This is a genomic window from Shewanella sp. SR43-4 (genome assembly GCF_014163845.1).
Taxonomy (GTDB): Bacteria; Pseudomonadota; Gammaproteobacteria; order Enterobacterales; family Shewanellaceae; genus Shewanella; species Shewanella vesiculosa.
Genome location: NZ_JACJEB010000001.1, coordinates 201458 through 215760 on the forward strand (window position 1 = coordinate 201458; position 14303 = coordinate 215760).

18 protein-coding genes are annotated in these 14303 nt (G+C 41.3%); 13 read left to right on the forward strand and 5 right to left on the reverse strand.

Annotated elements, in window-relative coordinates; translation table 11 throughout:
• Position 1: 1 nt before the first annotated feature.
• The 5 genes from H5123_RS00935 to H5123_RS00955 are packed head-to-tail and all read right to left on the reverse strand — an operon-like array spanning position 2 to position 3088.
• Positions 2-301 (reverse strand): lipid asymmetry maintenance protein MlaB, encoded by a 300-nt coding sequence (locus tag H5123_RS00935; RefSeq protein ID WP_182696721.1) that lies wholly within the window; start codon positions 299-301, stop codon positions 2-4.
• A complete protein-coding gene (locus tag H5123_RS00940; RefSeq protein WP_124015360.1) occupies positions 298-942 on the reverse strand; it encodes a phospholipid-binding protein MlaC in 645 nt (214 codons plus the stop codon). The genes H5123_RS00935 and H5123_RS00940 overlap by 4 nt, the downstream gene beginning before the upstream one ends.
• A gap of 34 nt (positions 943-976) precedes the next feature.
• Complete coding sequence (gene mlaD, locus H5123_RS00945) at positions 977-1450, reverse strand: outer membrane lipid asymmetry maintenance protein MlaD (RefSeq protein ID WP_124015068.1); 474 nt, start codon at positions 1448-1450, stop codon at positions 977-979.
• 41 nt (positions 1451-1491) lie between these two features.
• Positions 1492-2277 carry a lipid asymmetry maintenance ABC transporter permease subunit MlaE gene (gene mlaE / locus H5123_RS00950; protein ID WP_124015069.1) on the reverse strand — a complete coding sequence of 262 codons (786 nt, stop codon included), beginning with the start codon at positions 2275-2277 and terminating at the stop codon, positions 1492-1494.
• Complete coding sequence (locus tag H5123_RS00955) at positions 2264-3088, reverse strand: ATP-binding cassette domain-containing protein (RefSeq protein ID WP_124015070.1); 825 nt, start codon at positions 3086-3088, stop codon at positions 2264-2266. Before H5123_RS00955 ends, mlaE begins: the two co-directional genes overlap by 14 nt.
• Before the next feature lie 188 nt (positions 3089-3276).
• Between H5123_RS00955 and H5123_RS00960 the strand changes: the two genes are divergently transcribed.
• The 13 genes from H5123_RS00960 to H5123_RS01020 all read left to right on the forward strand — a co-directional run bounded on the left by H5123_RS00960 (position 3277) and on the right by H5123_RS01020 (position 13975).
• The gene (locus tag H5123_RS00960) at positions 3277-4239 is read left to right on the forward strand and encodes a calcium/sodium antiporter (RefSeq protein WP_124015071.1); all 963 of its coding nucleotides are present in this window, start codon (positions 3277-3279) and stop codon (positions 4237-4239) included.
• Between the two features lie 44 nt (positions 4240-4283).
• Entirely contained in the window at positions 4284-5261 is a 978-nt protein-coding gene (locus tag H5123_RS00965) for a KpsF/GutQ family sugar-phosphate isomerase (RefSeq protein ID WP_124015072.1), read from the forward strand.
• A 2-nt stretch (positions 5262-5263) separates the two neighbouring features.
• Positions 5264-5830, forward strand: a complete 567-nt coding sequence (kdsC, locus tag H5123_RS00970; protein WP_124015073.1) for a 3-deoxy-manno-octulosonate-8-phosphatase KdsC — start codon at positions 5264-5266, stop codon at positions 5828-5830.
• Complete coding sequence (lptC, locus tag H5123_RS00975) at positions 5827-6387, forward strand: LPS export ABC transporter periplasmic protein LptC (protein WP_124015074.1); 561 nt, start codon at positions 5827-5829, stop codon at positions 6385-6387. The genes kdsC and lptC overlap by 4 nt, the downstream gene beginning before the upstream one ends.
• Complete coding sequence (gene lptA / locus H5123_RS00980) at positions 6374-6955, forward strand: lipopolysaccharide transport periplasmic protein LptA (RefSeq protein WP_124015075.1); 582 nt, start codon at positions 6374-6376, stop codon at positions 6953-6955. Before lptC ends, lptA begins: the two co-directional genes overlap by 14 nt.
• Positions 6952-7683: an LPS export ABC transporter ATP-binding protein gene (gene lptB / locus H5123_RS00985; RefSeq protein ID WP_124015076.1), complete on the forward strand. Its 732-nt coding sequence runs from the start codon at positions 6952-6954 to the stop codon at positions 7681-7683. The genes lptA and lptB overlap by 4 nt, the downstream gene beginning before the upstream one ends.
• Before the next feature lie 143 nt (positions 7684-7826).
• Positions 7827-9311 (forward strand): RNA polymerase factor sigma-54, encoded by a 1485-nt coding sequence (locus H5123_RS00990; RefSeq protein WP_124015077.1) that lies wholly within the window; start codon positions 7827-7829, stop codon positions 9309-9311.
• Between the two features lie 24 nt (positions 9312-9335).
• A complete protein-coding gene (gene hpf, locus H5123_RS00995; protein ID WP_124015078.1) occupies positions 9336-9623 on the forward strand; it encodes a ribosome hibernation promoting factor in 288 nt (95 codons plus the stop codon).
• A gap of 2 nt (positions 9624-9625) precedes the next feature.
• Positions 9626-10069 carry a PTS IIA-like nitrogen regulatory protein PtsN gene (gene ptsN / locus H5123_RS01000; RefSeq protein ID WP_182696722.1) on the forward strand — a complete coding sequence of 148 codons (444 nt, stop codon included), beginning with the start codon at positions 9626-9628 and terminating at the stop codon, positions 10067-10069.
• A complete protein-coding gene (gene rapZ, locus H5123_RS01005; protein ID WP_182696723.1) occupies positions 10066-10929 on the forward strand; it encodes an RNase adapter RapZ in 864 nt (287 codons plus the stop codon). Before ptsN ends, rapZ begins: the two co-directional genes overlap by 4 nt.
• A 20-nt stretch (positions 10930-10949) precedes the next feature.
• Entirely contained in the window at positions 10950-11225 is a 276-nt protein-coding gene (locus tag H5123_RS01010) for an HPr family phosphocarrier protein (RefSeq protein ID WP_124015081.1), read from the forward strand.
• Between the two features lie 464 nt (positions 11226-11689).
• Entirely contained in the window at positions 11690-13054 is a 1365-nt protein-coding gene (gene mgtE, locus H5123_RS01015) for a magnesium transporter (RefSeq protein ID WP_182696724.1), read from the forward strand.
• 669 nt (positions 13055-13723) lie between these two features.
• Positions 13724-13975, forward strand: a complete 252-nt coding sequence (locus H5123_RS01020; RefSeq protein WP_124015083.1) for a transposase — start codon at positions 13724-13726, stop codon at positions 13973-13975.
• Positions 13976-14303 lie beyond the last annotated feature (328 nt).

The window sequence follows — 14303 nt, forward strand, 5'->3', positions numbered from 1 at the left end:
TCTATTTTTGGCTGAAAAAAGCATCTAAATCATAAAGCTCAATCATTTTTTTGAGCTGTTCACTTGGATTAATCAACTGATGTATCACACTTGTTTCTTGGCTACTTGTCGCATGTAGTTTGATTAACGCTAATAACAGTGCAACACCCGCACTGTCGACGTATTCTAATGCTGATAAGTCTACCACTTGAGTTGATGCAGTAAACAATTCATGGCGTTTTGGCCACAATTGTTTTACTTCATCTTGGGTTAAGCGACCGCTGACGATGCAACGTTGATCTTGTTGATTAAAGGTAATCACGCAGCTGCAGCTTCTTTTGCTGGTTGGCGATCAATAGTCTGTTGGGTTTTATCATTCAGCATGGTAATCACCGCTTCAATACCTTGCTGGCGGATTAAATTAGAGATTTCAGACTGTTTCGAAGCCAATAAACTCACACCTTCTGCCACTAAATCGAACGCTTTCCACGTATCGTCTTTTAAACGACGCGCTTTAAATTGAATTTTAATCGGTGGACGACCTTGCTCAAGGATTTGAACATTCACTTCAACTATTTTTTCATTGCTGAAATCACTCGGCGGGTCAAAAGCCACTTTTTGATCAGTATATTCGGTTAATGCTTGTGCATAGGTTGCCACTAAATAACCTTCAAAGGCATCCACAAAACGATTACGTTGATCGACGGTCGTATCACTTAAATACTGCCCCATCACTTTATAAGCAGCATATTTATAATCGACGTAAGGCATAAGCTCTTCACGAACAATAACTTTTAAATGACTTAAATCATCATTAATTAAGGCTTTATCTGCTTTAAAACGATCAAAAGTCATATTGGCGACTTGTTTGATCATCTCATAAGGATCACGGGTATTGACCTCATCATTAGCAGCCATTGCACCTTGGCTGATAACCGCACTGCCTATTAGGCATAGCGCCATAACATGATTAAAAAATGTTTTCATAATTGGGATCCTATTTATCTTTAGATGACATGCTATATAAAAGCTGACCAATTAAATCTTCTAAAATCAATGCACCACGTGTGTCATGTACTTTATCGCCATCGGCAAGCATCGAAATATCATCGTCCATAAACCCAGGCGTTAAACCAATAAATTGCTCGCCAAGGAGTCCTGAAGTCAAAATAGCTAAGCTGCTTGTTTCCGGAAATTGATCAAAGCGCTTATCCATTGTTAATGTCACTATTGGCACCAACTTATGGGTATCGAGAGTAATATTGGTTACACGACCAACCACCACACCACCCACTTTTACTGGCGAACGTACTTTTAAGCCGCCAATATTATTAAATTCAGCGACCAAGTTATAAGTCTGGTCATTAGATTTGACTTGAACATTAGCAACATTGAATACTAAGATGCAAAAAGCCAACAAACCTGACAATAAAAACACGCCTACCAATAACTCTATTTTCCGTGTCAACATACTATTAAACCACTTAAATTAATCTAAACAATGAAAAAATCTTAATTTCCAAACATGATTGCCGTAAGCAAAAAGTCCAGCGCTAGAACAGCTAAGCTTGCCTGCACAACAGTTGAAGTTGTCGCACGGCTGATACCTTCTGGATTAGGTTGGACTTCATAACCTCTGTACAAGGCAATCCATGTCACCACCACACCAAAAATAGTACTTTTAATCAAACAATTAACTATGTCTTGTCGCCATTCAACCGATGCTTGAAGAATAGACCAAAATGCACCACTATCAATGCCTTTCCATTCTACACCGACTAAATGACCACCAAAAATACCGACTAAACTAAACATTAACGCTAGCAATGGCATGCTGATGACGCCTGCCCAAAAACGCGGTGCAATAATTTGTCTTAACGGATCTATCGCCATCATTTCTAGACTCGACAACTGCTCAGTCGATTTCATTAAGCCAATTTCAGCCGTTAAAGCAGAACCTGCTCGGCCAGCAAATAATAACGCGGCAACCACTGGCCCGAGTTCACGTAATAAGCTTAGTGCCACCATAGGACCTAAACTTTCTTCAGTACCAAACCCAACAAGAATATTGTATCCCTGTAGCGCTAATACCATGCCAATGAACAAGCCAGACACTAAAATGATCACCATGGAACGGACACCAAGCACATAAACTTGTCTAACCAGAAGTGGCATGCCTTTTTTAAAATTAGGCACACGTACAATCGCGCGCCATAACATAATGCCCGCTCGGCCATAGCCCAACACTATTTGCAGTGCATATTTGCCGATATCGGCAATATAATCAGTTGCGCCCACGAAGTAGCTCCTCTTGATAATCCTCTGCAGGATAATGGAATGGCACTGGGCCATCTGGCGCGCCTTGAATAAACTGAACTAGTTGTGGATTATCAGATTGACGTAATTGCTCTGGTGTACCATGAGCAATGACTTTTTTGTCTGCAATCACATAAACATAATCTGCTATACCCAATACTTCATCAACATCGTGAGACACAACCACCGAAGTGAGTTTTAATGAGTCCGACAACTCACGAATAAGTTTAACTAACATACCCATGGAAATGGGGTCTTGTCCTGCAAATGGCTCATCATACATCACCATTTCAGGTTCAAGTGCAATCGCCCGAGCTAATGCGGCTCTTCGCTGCATGCCACCAGATAACTCGTTTGGCATCATATATGCTGCGCCGCGAAGACCGACAGCTTGCAGCTTCATCAATACAATTGAACGGATAACATCTTCTGGAAGTCCAGAATGTTCTCTCAAGGCAAAGGCCACATTATCGAATACGTTGAGATCGGTAAATAATGCACCACTTTGAAATAGCATGCTCATGCGCTTTCGCAGTTGAAAAAGATCCTTACGCTTAAGCTGATGTATATCATGGCCATCGAACAATACTTGCCCGCTATCGGGAATTAGCTGCCCACCAATTAATTTTAATAGGGTCGTTTTACCAATACCACTAGGCCCCATGATTGCTGTTACTTTACCTTTGGGGATCGACAAAGAAATATCTTCATAGATAACGCGCGAACCATGACTAAAGGCCAAATGGTTAACTTCGACCAAAGGTTTATTATTCGATTTACTCATATCAGACATTGGCGTTGAGGAGATAACAGCCTTCCTTGCATTAAGTTTAAGCGCAAATTGTACTGTAATTGTCGATTAAGCGACAACTATATCCATATAAGCACATATGATTGTCAGTACAATTACTGGGCAATGCTTTCAATTTGATACAAATCCAGCGAAAATGCTCGTCAATTAATTACCACTATCGGAATCACATGCTAGTTAATATCCTAATGTTAGTCGTCGGCCTTGCAGTTTTAGTCTGGAGTGCGGATAGATTTGTTTATGGCGCTGCCGCATTTGCGCGTAATTTAGGCTTACCTCCCATGTTAATTGGACTCACTATTGTTGCGATGGGGAGTTCTGCTCCTGAAATGTTTGTTGCTGCCACAGCCTCAATGGATGGCATGCGTGACACCGCGATTGGTAACGTCCTAGGTTCTAACATAGCTAACATTACCTTAATTTTAGGATTAACCGCATTACTGGGTGCGATTAGCGTAGGCTCACAAACCTTAAAACGTGAAATACCTATTATGCTCGCAGCTACTGTATTTGCAGGCTTTACCTTGCATGATAATGTATTAACACGAGTAGAAGGTATCATGCTGCTTGTAACCCTTTTAGGGTTAATGGGATATTTTATTTGGCAAGCAACTCATGATAAAACCACCGACAGCTTAGATACTGAAATGGACTCTGAGATCCCTAAAGATGTACCAACCTTTCATGCTATCATTTGGCTTACAGTCGGTATTATATTACTCCCGCTATCAGCTGGTTGGATGGTTGATGGTGCCGTGGGTATTGCAAAGTTTTATGGTTTGTCCGATCTTGTCATCGGTTTAACCATTATTGCAGTAGGGACAAGCCTACCAGAATTAGCAGCCTGCATTGCTGGCGTGTTAAAAAAAGAACACGATCTTGTCATTGGTAATATCGTTGGATCGAACTTATTTAATATTCTTGCTGTGTTGGCATTGCCAGGGTTAATTTCCCCCGGGGAAATCGATACATCGGCCAGCGGCAGAGACTTCTACATGGTATTAGGCACCAGTGCAGCATTAGCCGTTTTAGTATTATCAAGTGGCGCTAAGCAACAACTGACTCGTTGGCATGGCACACTATTATTAATCACCTTTATTGCGTACCAAGTGATTGTATTTCAGTCTCACTAGATTGGGGCATGAAGGTAAAGTATTCAGCTAAAAGAGAGAACCGTATGGTAAATCAAACTCAATTTCGTCAGTGGGGCCGTAAAGTCATTGATATTGAAAAGGCTGCCCTAGATAATTTATATCAATATGTAGACTCAGTTGAGTTTGGTCAAGCATGTGAACTCATCTTGCAGTGCAAAGGCAAAGTGATTGTTATGGGCATGGGGAAATCGGGGCATATTGGTAATAAAATATCCGCGACCTTTGCCAGCACAGGTACACCGGCATTTTTTGTTCATCCAGGTGAAGCAAGTCATGGTGATTTAGGCGCATTGGCTAAAAACGATATTGTGCTTGCCATTTCTAATTCAGGTGAATCGAGTGAAATACTGACATTAATGCCAGTAATACAGCGAATGGGCGTACCGGTTATCGCAGTAACAGGTAAACCAGACTCTAATATGGCGCGTTTATCTAAAATCCATTTGTGCATTGAAGTACAAGAAGAAGCATGCCCGTTAGGGTTGGCACCAACCTCGAGTACCACAGCAACTTTAGCAATGGGTGATGCATTAGCCATTGCCTTATTGCAAGCCAAAGGCTTTACTCGAGATGATTTTGCTTTGTCACACCCTGGTGGATCTCTGGGGCGAAAATTATTATTAAAAGTCGATGATGTTATGCATAAAGGCGATGATTTACCCATAGTGCATAATGATATTTGTATTACTGAAACGCTGTATGAAATATCCAAAAAAGGCCTTGGTATGACAGCTGTTGTCGACAGCGAAACAACACTGGTTGGTATTTTTACTGATGGCGATTTGCGCCGAGTTATCGACGCCGAAGTCAACCTTCGCACCACTCCGATAGCTCAGGTAATGACCCAGAATTGTGTCACCTGCCCTAGCGGTATTCTAGCGGCACAAGCACTGCAAATTATGGATGAGAAAAGTATTAACGGACTGATTGTAGTCAATGAAAAACATCAACCGATCGGGGCATTAAATATGCTCGATATGGTTAAAGCGGGAGTCATTTAATCATGTCAGAATCAACCACCAGCCACCAAGGATTTTACGGCCCTATCAGCAATGATATTTGGCAACGCGCTCAAAAAATCAAACTGTTAATCTGTGATGTCGATGGGGTATTTTCAGATGGCCGTATTTATCTCAGTAACGCTGGCGAAGAACTCAAAGCGTTTCATACTCGCGATGGTTATGGTGTTCGATCTATCCTGACAAGCGGAATGCACGTTGCCGTCATTACTGGCCGCAAATCAAAGATTGTCGAAACTCGCATGACCGCGTTAGGTATTAAACATATTTATCAAGGTATTGATAACAAGTTTGAGCCATTTGAACAACTCCTATCACTGTATAATGTCAGCGCAGACGAAGTCGCTTATATTGGCGATGATATGGTAGATCTCCCAGTTATGAAAGCAGTTGGTCTTGCCGTGTGTGTCGGTGACGGGCACCCATTTGTTAAGCAACATTGCCATATGACCACCTCTCTTAATGGTGGCCATGGCGCGTTACGAGAACTCACTGATTTACTGCTTTTAAGCCAAGATAAATTTGCCAGTGCTCATGGTATGAGTATATGAATAGAATCACTCTAGGTATTGTGGCTTTTTTTGGACTTGCTTTTTTCCTCTACTGGCAAGCGCAAATAAAACGCAGTGAAATGGATGCTGTGAAAGTTCGTGGTATTGAACGTCCAGACTTTGTAGCGGATAACCTACGCACCACAGAATTTAATAAACTCGGTTTAATTGCTAGTCGAGTCAGTGCCGAACACATGGAGCATTACGCCTCAAGTGACATTACTCACTTTACTAAACCTGTTTACCTCATTTACCCTGAAAACGGCCAAGCGCAATGGCAATTAAGCGCAGATAGAGGCCAATTGAATAAAAATACCAGCCAAGTCATATTAGAAAATAATGTTATTATTGATGCCATTAATATAGAAGAACCCCTGCAGTCACTCAGTACCCAAGCTGTTTCGGTGGATTTAACCACTATGATCGGCACCTCACAAGAGATGGTGTACATCAAAGGTAAAGGGTTTATTATTCAAGGTTTAGGTCTACATGCTGACTTGAATTCGCAAAAATTATCGCTACTCAGCCAGGTAGAAGGAACATATGAGCCACATTAATCGCCTCAACACTCACGCCAATGTTATGTTATTTGGCAGCATATTTTGCCTGCTGAGTTTACCTACCATAGCGAAACAAGGTGATCTTCAACAAGAGTTGAAAATTGCCTCAGTAAGCCAGTCTGCTGACATTAAAAATAACCAAATTGTTTTTAATGGTCCTGTTACCGTTACTCAAGGCACTATTAACATTAATGCTGATGAGTTACGGGCGTTTACTCCCGAAAACAGCACCAGTAAAAAACTCATCGCTATAGGCAACCCTGCAACGTTTTCACAAGAGTTAGACGACGGTCAAATTGGTACCGCCAGTGCCAACGAAATAAGCTATGATCTTGCTACCACTACACTGACATTGACAGGTAATGCCAAACTGGATCAATCTGGTAGCCAAGTAACCGGTAACCGTATTAAGTACAACATTAACGCTCAAGAGCTGATTGCTGAAAGTACTGGTACAGGGAAAGATCGCGTTATTACTATTATTCAACCTGAGAATTTCCAAGACGAGACTGCACCAAAGCAAAAGCTCCCTGAAATTCCTGTTAAAAAGCAGATCAAACCATGACCCAAATAACCCTAACGGCTGAAAATCTAGCTAAAAGCTATAAAACTCGTCAGGTTGTTAAAGATGTGAGTTTAACCGTTAAAACAGGCCAAATTGTTGGTCTTTTAGGCCCCAATGGTGCAGGTAAAACAACCACGTTTTATATGGTTGTCGGCTTAGTGCAAAGCGATAAAGGTCGGATCTTAATTGATGATGACGACTTAACCGCCGACCCAATGCATCTTAGAGCTCGCAAAGGGATTGGTTACTTGCCGCAAGAAGCCAGTATTTTTCGCAAACTGACCGTATACGACAATATTATGGCCGTATTGCAGACTCGCAAAGAACTCACTACCGACCAACGGATTGAGCAGGTAGAGCATTTATTAGAAGAATTCCATATCACTCATATTCGCGACAGCCAAGGCATGTCGTTGTCTGGTGGGGAACGTCGTCGAGTAGAGATAGCGCGCGCGCTGGCCGCTAATCCTAAATTTATTTTGCTCGATGAGCCTTTTGCGGGGGTTGACCCTATTTCTGTCATCGACATAAAAAAAATCATTCAACAGCTTAAAAACCGCGGCTTAGGGGTATTAATTACCGATCATAACGTACGTGAAACCTTAGACGTCTGTGAGCGCGCTTATATTGTCAGCCAGGGCAATTTAATTGCCGAAGGCACACCTGATGAGATATTGAGTAATCAACAAGTTCGGGCTGTGTACTTAGGTGAACAATTCAAGCTATAGTTACTTTACTGGCCTTTTAGTCTATCTAACTCATTTCATTGAACGATATCTAAATAGCGTTAAATGTCATTGATGTATGTGACAATCGATTACAGTTTTCGAGATTGTCATTTTTATGGAAATCATCTAGGGATAAGCGGTAAATGAAAGCGTCACTCCAACTCAAAATGGGTCAACACTTAACCATGACCCCTCAATTGCAGCAAGCGATCCGCTTACTGCAATTATCGTCATTGGAGCTACAGCAAGAAATCCAACAAGCATTGGACTCAAACCCATTGCTTGAAATAGAAGATGAGTTTTCTCAAGCAAAAGACTCAGTAAAAGAAAGTCGCGACCAATCGGACACCGACTTTAGTGACAACAGCGTGGTCAATATAGAAAAAGACACCTCAACAGTCGACACAGCAGAATCCATGACCAAAGAAACCATGGACGATTTAGCTATGGATACCACATGGGATGAAGTGTACACCGCCTCACCAATGTCAGGTTCAGGCAGCGCTAGCATGCGCGATGATGATATGCCATTCCAAGGTGAAACGACTGAAGGCTTATATGAGCATTTAGAGTGGCAAAAAAATCTCACACCATTTTCTGACACAGATCGAGCGATTGCTACCGCGATCATTGATGCCATTGATGAACGCGGTTACTTAACCCAAAGCACTGAAGATATTCTCGAAGCCATGGGTGATGAAAGTGTCGAACTAGATGAAGTTGAAGCGGTATTAAAACGTATTCAACACTTTGATCCCGTTGGTGTTGCCGCACGAGATTTAAGCGAATGTTTATTCATTCAATTAGCCCAATATGCCGACACAACCCCACATATAGACAATGCCCGTCTGCTCATTAAAGACTATTTAGATTTAATTGCTGGGCGCGATTTTAGATTATTGATGCGCAAAACCAAGCTCAAAGAAAACGAGTTGCGTGACGCGATCACCTTAATCCAGTCACTTAACCCTCGCCCGGGCTTGTTAGTCACCGCTATTGATGACGAATATGTTATTCCTGATGTAACCGTACTAAAGAAGAATGGCCGTTGGGTTGTAGAGTTAAACCCAGACAATATGCCTAAAATTGGCGTTAATCAACAATATGCAGCCATGGCTAGAAGCAGTAAAAACTCTGCCGATAGCCAATTTATTCGCGGTCATTTACAAGAAGCTAAATGGTTCATCAAGAGTATCGAAAGCCGCAATGAGACCTTATTGAAAGTCGCCAATTGTATTGTGCAATTTCAGCAAGGTTTCTTTGAATATGGTGAAGAAGCCATGAAACCTATGGTACTCAATGATATTGCTGAAGCAGTAGAAATGCATGAATCGACTATTTCACGGGTTACCACTCAAAAATATATGCACACACCACGTGGGCTATTTGAATTAAAGTACTTTTTCTCTAGCCATGTCAGCACCGACGATGGCGGAGAATGCTCATCTACCGCTATTCGTGCTTTTATCAAAAAACTGGTTGCAGCAGAAAACCAGCAAAAGCCATTAAGTGACAGCAAAATGGCCCAACTGCTGGCAGATCAGGGGATCAACGTTGCGCGTCGTACGATTGCAAAATATCGCGAAGCGATGCTCATTCCGCCCTCAAACCAACGTAAGAGTTTATAACCTACAAAGCAACGGAGGATTTTTATGCTTATCAATATGACAGGTAGAAATATCGACATTACCGAATCTTTACGTGAATACGTTCAAGGTAAATTTTCAAAGCTTGAACGACACTTCGATCAGATCAATAATGTACACGTTGTGCTCAATGTAGAAAAATTACAACAAAAAGCAGAAGCTAAAATCAACCTTAATGGTGCAGAGATTTTTGCCATGTCAGAAAGCACTGATATGTATGCTGCAATAGACGCCCTGATCGATAAACTCGACCGTCAGGTAATTAAACACAAAGAGAAGTATACAAAACACTAACGATGGAACTTTGTACCATTCTGCAGCCGGAATGCACTACCTGTGCCACACCGGGCAGTAAGAAAAAAGTACTGGAACTCATCAGCAATTTAGTCGCTGCCCAGTACCCACCCCTATCTTCGCAAGAGGTTTTTGAAAGCCTATTAGCGAGAGAGAAAATGGGTAGCACAGGTATAGGAAATGGCATTGCGATACCTCATGGTAGATTAACGGCCATAGAACATCCGATCGCAATATTTATTAAATGTGAAGAAGCCATTGCCTTTGATGCAATCGATAAACAGCCCGTGGATATTTTATTTGCTTTGTTAGTACCTGCAGATCAGTGCCAACAGCATTTAAGCACGCTATCAAGCGTGGCTCAAAAATTAAGCGATAAGCAAATATTGAAACAGCTTCGTAAAACTCACGACTCAACAGAACTTTATCGGGTTATTACTGCATGAAACTTGTCATAGTATCGGGACGTTCAGGCTCAGGAAAATCTGTTGCTCTAAGAGTATTAGAAGATCTAGGGTATTATTGTGTTGATAATTTGCCTTTACCACTGATTGGCATATTACTGGCTCAGCTCAAAGGTAATAATGATCTAGTGGCAATTAGTGTTGATGTACGCAACATTGCCGAGCAAGGTAAAGTCCTTCAAGATCAACTTGCCTTACTTGAACATGACACTGAAATTATTAGCTTCTTTTTGAATTCTAATGATAAAGTGCTACTCAAACGCTATAGCGAAACGCGTCGATTACACCCGTTATCTAAAAATCATATTTCACTGCAAGAAGCGATCATATTAGAAGGCCGTTTACTTGAGCCTATCGCAAAAATTGTTGATCATTATATTGACACCTCTGCCCTGAATATTTACGAATTAAGCGACCAAGTCAGGCAAATATTGTTAGGTAGTGTCGATAAAGAGTTAGTGATTAACTTTGAGTCTTTTGGCTTTAAGCACGGTATGCCAACAGAAGCTGACTTTATGTTTGATGTGCGCTTTTTACCTAATCCGCACTGGGAAATAGCACTACGACCACTCACAGGTTTAGACGAACCGGTACAAGAGTTTTTAGGTCGGCAACCTCTAGTGAATAAGTTTATCTGGCAAATTGAAAACTTATTTGAAACCTGGATGCCGCATTTAGAACGTAATAACCGCAGCTATCTGACTATCGCCATTGGTTGCACCGGTGGCCAACATCGCTCGGTATATATAGCCGATCAATTAGCAAAAAGGTTTAGACATGGCAGTAAACATACAGTTAATGCTCGCCACAGAGAATTAAATTTAACTGATACTGACAGCTAACTGAGCATAGGATCGCGCCAATGATCAAACTTGAACGCCAAGTAACCATTTCAAATAAATTAGGGTTACATGCTCGAGCTGCAACAAAACTTGCTGTTTTAGCGGGTGATTTTGATGCCAGTATCACGTTAACTCAAGGCGATAAAAACGCCAGTGCAGCAAGTGTACTTGGGTTATTAATGCTTGAAAGTGGCATAGGTAAAATGATCACAGTAACAGCCCAAGGCCCAGATGCTGAAGTGGCATTAAATGCCGTATGTGATCTGATTAATGCTAAATTTGATGAGTCTTGCTAAATTATTTAGTGATACTTTCACTAATTACTGATCGTTAAGCCATCATCACTTATTTATTTCCATCTTTAAATGAAGTCGTCATACTAACCAAACTGCCACGATATTGCTGTTCGAAGGTTAACGATCAGTTCCTCGATAATATTAGCCTTTATATTGAAAACGCGCGGCGGATCCCCAGCTGATTAAGTATTCGTTCTCCTAAGAGATATTAGCGTTGTAGCCAATTTCAATCACGGTTCTCGCTTGACCAAACACCGATGTAATCGGACGTTAATTTTTGTGTAAAGCAACATCAGCAGTTCAGACTTTCGTTCGGCGCAAGTCACTCAACGATTTTATTGCTGCATTTCATTTCTTGCCCGCAGATAACAATTCTTGCATCAATATGCCAAACAGAGAAACTGAAACTGCCCAAAATCATTACATACAGAATCATATTCGTATGACAAATAGGAAGTTGATATATGGGTAAAGAGTACCTAGATAATGAAATAACAGAACAACGACTCAATCAACTCGCTCAAGCGTTAGACAGTGGATTGTTTGTTCATGCTCGCAATATGTTACATGCAATGTCACCCAACGATGTCGCCCTCATTCTCGAATCATCACCACCAAAAAATCGACAAGTCTTATGGCAATTAATTGATCAACAATATGCTGGTGAGATCCTGGATGAATTAGGTGAAGAACTGAAAGATTCGCTCATCAGCAGCATGACACCAGAGAAACTCGCCCAGGCCACGATAGGAATGGACACCGATGATCTTGCTTATATTCTTCGCAGCTTGCCCGATGCGGTTTATAAGAAAGTACTCAAGTCAATGCGAAGCCAAGACAGAGATAGAGTAGAACAAGCACTGCGCTACCCGGATGATACTGCCGGCAGCATAATGAACACAGATACGGTTACCCTAAGACCCGATGTTAATATCGAAGTAGTGTTACGCTATTTACGTCAACGCGGTAATTTACCAGATACCACTGATACATTATATGTTGTCGATCGCCATGACCATGTTTTAGGTGGCGTCAGATTAGTCGACTTACTCACATGCGATCCGAGCGTCACAGTTCGCAGCATTATGGACACCGAACTAGAAAGTATTCCGGTTGAGATGTCTGATAAAGATGTTGCGCAAAAATTTGAACGACTCGATTGGATATCTGCCCCAGTCGTAGACAGCCAAGCAAAATTACTAGGACGAATAACCATTGATGACGTTATCGATGTGATCCGTGAAGATGCCGAGCATTCCATGATGGGGATGGCAGGCATGGATGATGATGAAGATACCTTCGGCCCAGTGCTTAAAAGTACTCTGAGACGCTCTCTATGGCTAACCATCAATCTATTTGCAGCATTACTAGCATCATCTGTCAGTAATATGTTTGAAGGCACCTTAGAGCAATTTGCTACCATCGCAATTTTAATGACCATTGTGCCAAGCATGGGCGGCGTTGCCGGTAATCAAACCTTAGCGCTGGTGATCCGCGGTATTGCACTTGGTCATATTGGCCAAAGTAATTCACGTTGGTTAATAGGCAAAGAACTCGGCATTGGATTATTAAACGGCATTATGTGGTCTGTGTTGGTCTTTTTTGCTGTGTGGCTGTGGAAAGACGACATTGCGTTAGGCGGATTAATTGGCAGTGCTATGCTAATTAACATGACAGTTGCCGGCTTTGCTGGTGCCACTATTCCAATCATGCTCAAAAAGCTCAATATCGACCCAGCTCTTGCTGGAGGAATGGTATTAACCACAGTCACTGATGTGGTTGGTCTATTTGCATTTTTAGGCTTAGCGACGCTGTATTTAATGCACTAGAGTATTGCTCTTATCTCTTAACCCGAGTTGGGTTAAATAATATGCCGTCTATAAAACTGTCTACTTTAGGACTCTTTTATGGGCGGCGGACTCTCAAATGGTCACGCTAGCCACAGATTGTCAGTCTGTTAACTCAGCACTCACCTCCCCCTTCTGATCATGTTCAAATCATCCATGTAAATATTAAATTCAATATAACGCCATCTTTATTTTGTCATTGAGGTCACCTTTTTCTGCCATATTTGTCATCTAAACTGCGACCTAGCGATAAGTTTGATAGCGATTCATCTGCAGAACTTATTCACCAAGTTAGTGCAATTGCACCAAACTAATCTGTCGGTAAAAAGTACCTAGGTTAAAGGTTTTAAATAAGACACTGATAAATAACAGATAAAAATATTTATCAAAGTTGGCACAAGCTTTCCATATAAGAACACATACCCACTAAGTGATAGTGTGATTTTACAAGTAGTCCTTGGTAGATGTAGGAGATAGCAATGAATAAAATAACCGGAAGTCGTAGCATTAAGTCAATAAATGTCATGGTAAATAATATCATTTCACAATGCCGCCAGAACATTTTTTTCTTAGCACATCTCGGTTGTAGCCAGTGGGATGAAGTGGAAACTCGCTCTAGTAAACATAAGTAAATTGGCAGGAGATTATTTCATGAATATGTCAAATACGAGACAGTACCCAGTGGACTTACAAAAAGAAGTGATTAATGAAGTCAAAAATAATCAAAGATTATTATCTGACGTAGCAAAACAATATGGTGTATCGGCAAAAACCGTATACCAGTGGGTCAGAAGTAACCAAGTTCGCCAGACAGAAAGTAAGGGCGCAATCGTATCAGAAATAGCCTATTTGCAACAAAAGATTGCCCAGTTAAATCAGCAACTACATGCTATAGCAAGCTAAGGATCCATGTTTAAGAAAGTGTTGGAACGATCTTAAACAATAATTGAAATTCAGTTAACCGTTTTGGCAAGGATGTTTGACCATGCTAACAACTCGTCCCCCAGCAAGTTGTTAACACAGCAACAATCATTCTAATAATAAGCGCAAAATACTTGCATCCTTGCCGCTTTATTGTTTCACCGTTAGCCCTTAAGGACATTGGCTAACATTACAGTTAAGGCGTTATTGGGTCCCCAGACTCTATTATCCAATAACGTCATTTTTATCCAGGTTTTTAGCTTTCGCCATTGACGGCGCTTCTGCAACCATTAGCAGAGCTAACGATCAA

Excerpts from the sequence above, each read along its gene's own strand:
- H5123_RS00940 (WP_124015360.1), bottom strand. The coding sequence starts at position 942 with ATGGCGCTATGCCTAATAGGCAGTGCGGTTATCAGCCAAGGTGCAATG.
- mlaD (WP_124015068.1), bottom strand. The coding sequence starts at position 1,450 with ATGTTGACACGGAAAATAGAGTTATTGGTAGGCGTGTTTTTATTGTCA.
- H5123_RS00955 (WP_124015070.1), bottom strand. The coding sequence starts at position 3,088 with ATGTCTGATATGAGTAAATCGAATAATAAACCTTTGGTCGAAGTTAAC.
- H5123_RS00960 (WP_124015071.1), top strand. The coding sequence starts at position 3,277 with ATGCTAGTTAATATCCTAATGTTAGTCGTCGGCCTTGCAGTTTTAGTC.
- H5123_RS00965 (WP_124015072.1), top strand. The coding sequence starts at position 4,284 with ATGGTAAATCAAACTCAATTTCGTCAGTGGGGCCGTAAAGTCATTGAT.
- kdsC (WP_124015073.1), top strand. The coding sequence starts at position 5,264 with ATGTCAGAATCAACCACCAGCCACCAAGGATTTTACGGCCCTATCAGC.
- lptC (WP_124015074.1), top strand. The coding sequence starts at position 5,827 with ATGAATAGAATCACTCTAGGTATTGTGGCTTTTTTTGGACTTGCTTTT.
- lptA (WP_124015075.1), top strand. The coding sequence starts at position 6,374 with ATGAGCCACATTAATCGCCTCAACACTCACGCCAATGTTATGTTATTT.
- lptB (WP_124015076.1), top strand. The coding sequence starts at position 6,952 with ATGACCCAAATAACCCTAACGGCTGAAAATCTAGCTAAAAGCTATAAA.
- H5123_RS00990 (WP_124015077.1), top strand. The coding sequence starts at position 7,827 with ATGAAAGCGTCACTCCAACTCAAAATGGGTCAACACTTAACCATGACC.
- hpf (WP_124015078.1), top strand. The coding sequence starts at position 9,336 with ATGCTTATCAATATGACAGGTAGAAATATCGACATTACCGAATCTTTA.
- ptsN (WP_182696722.1), top strand. The coding sequence starts at position 9,626 with ATGGAACTTTGTACCATTCTGCAGCCGGAATGCACTACCTGTGCCACA.
- rapZ (WP_182696723.1), top strand. The coding sequence starts at position 10,066 with ATGAAACTTGTCATAGTATCGGGACGTTCAGGCTCAGGAAAATCTGTT.
- H5123_RS01010 (WP_124015081.1), top strand. The coding sequence starts at position 10,950 with ATGATCAAACTTGAACGCCAAGTAACCATTTCAAATAAATTAGGGTTA.
- mgtE (WP_182696724.1), top strand. The coding sequence starts at position 11,690 with ATGGGTAAAGAGTACCTAGATAATGAAATAACAGAACAACGACTCAAT.
- H5123_RS01020 (WP_124015083.1), top strand. The coding sequence starts at position 13,724 with ATGAATATGTCAAATACGAGACAGTACCCAGTGGACTTACAAAAAGAA.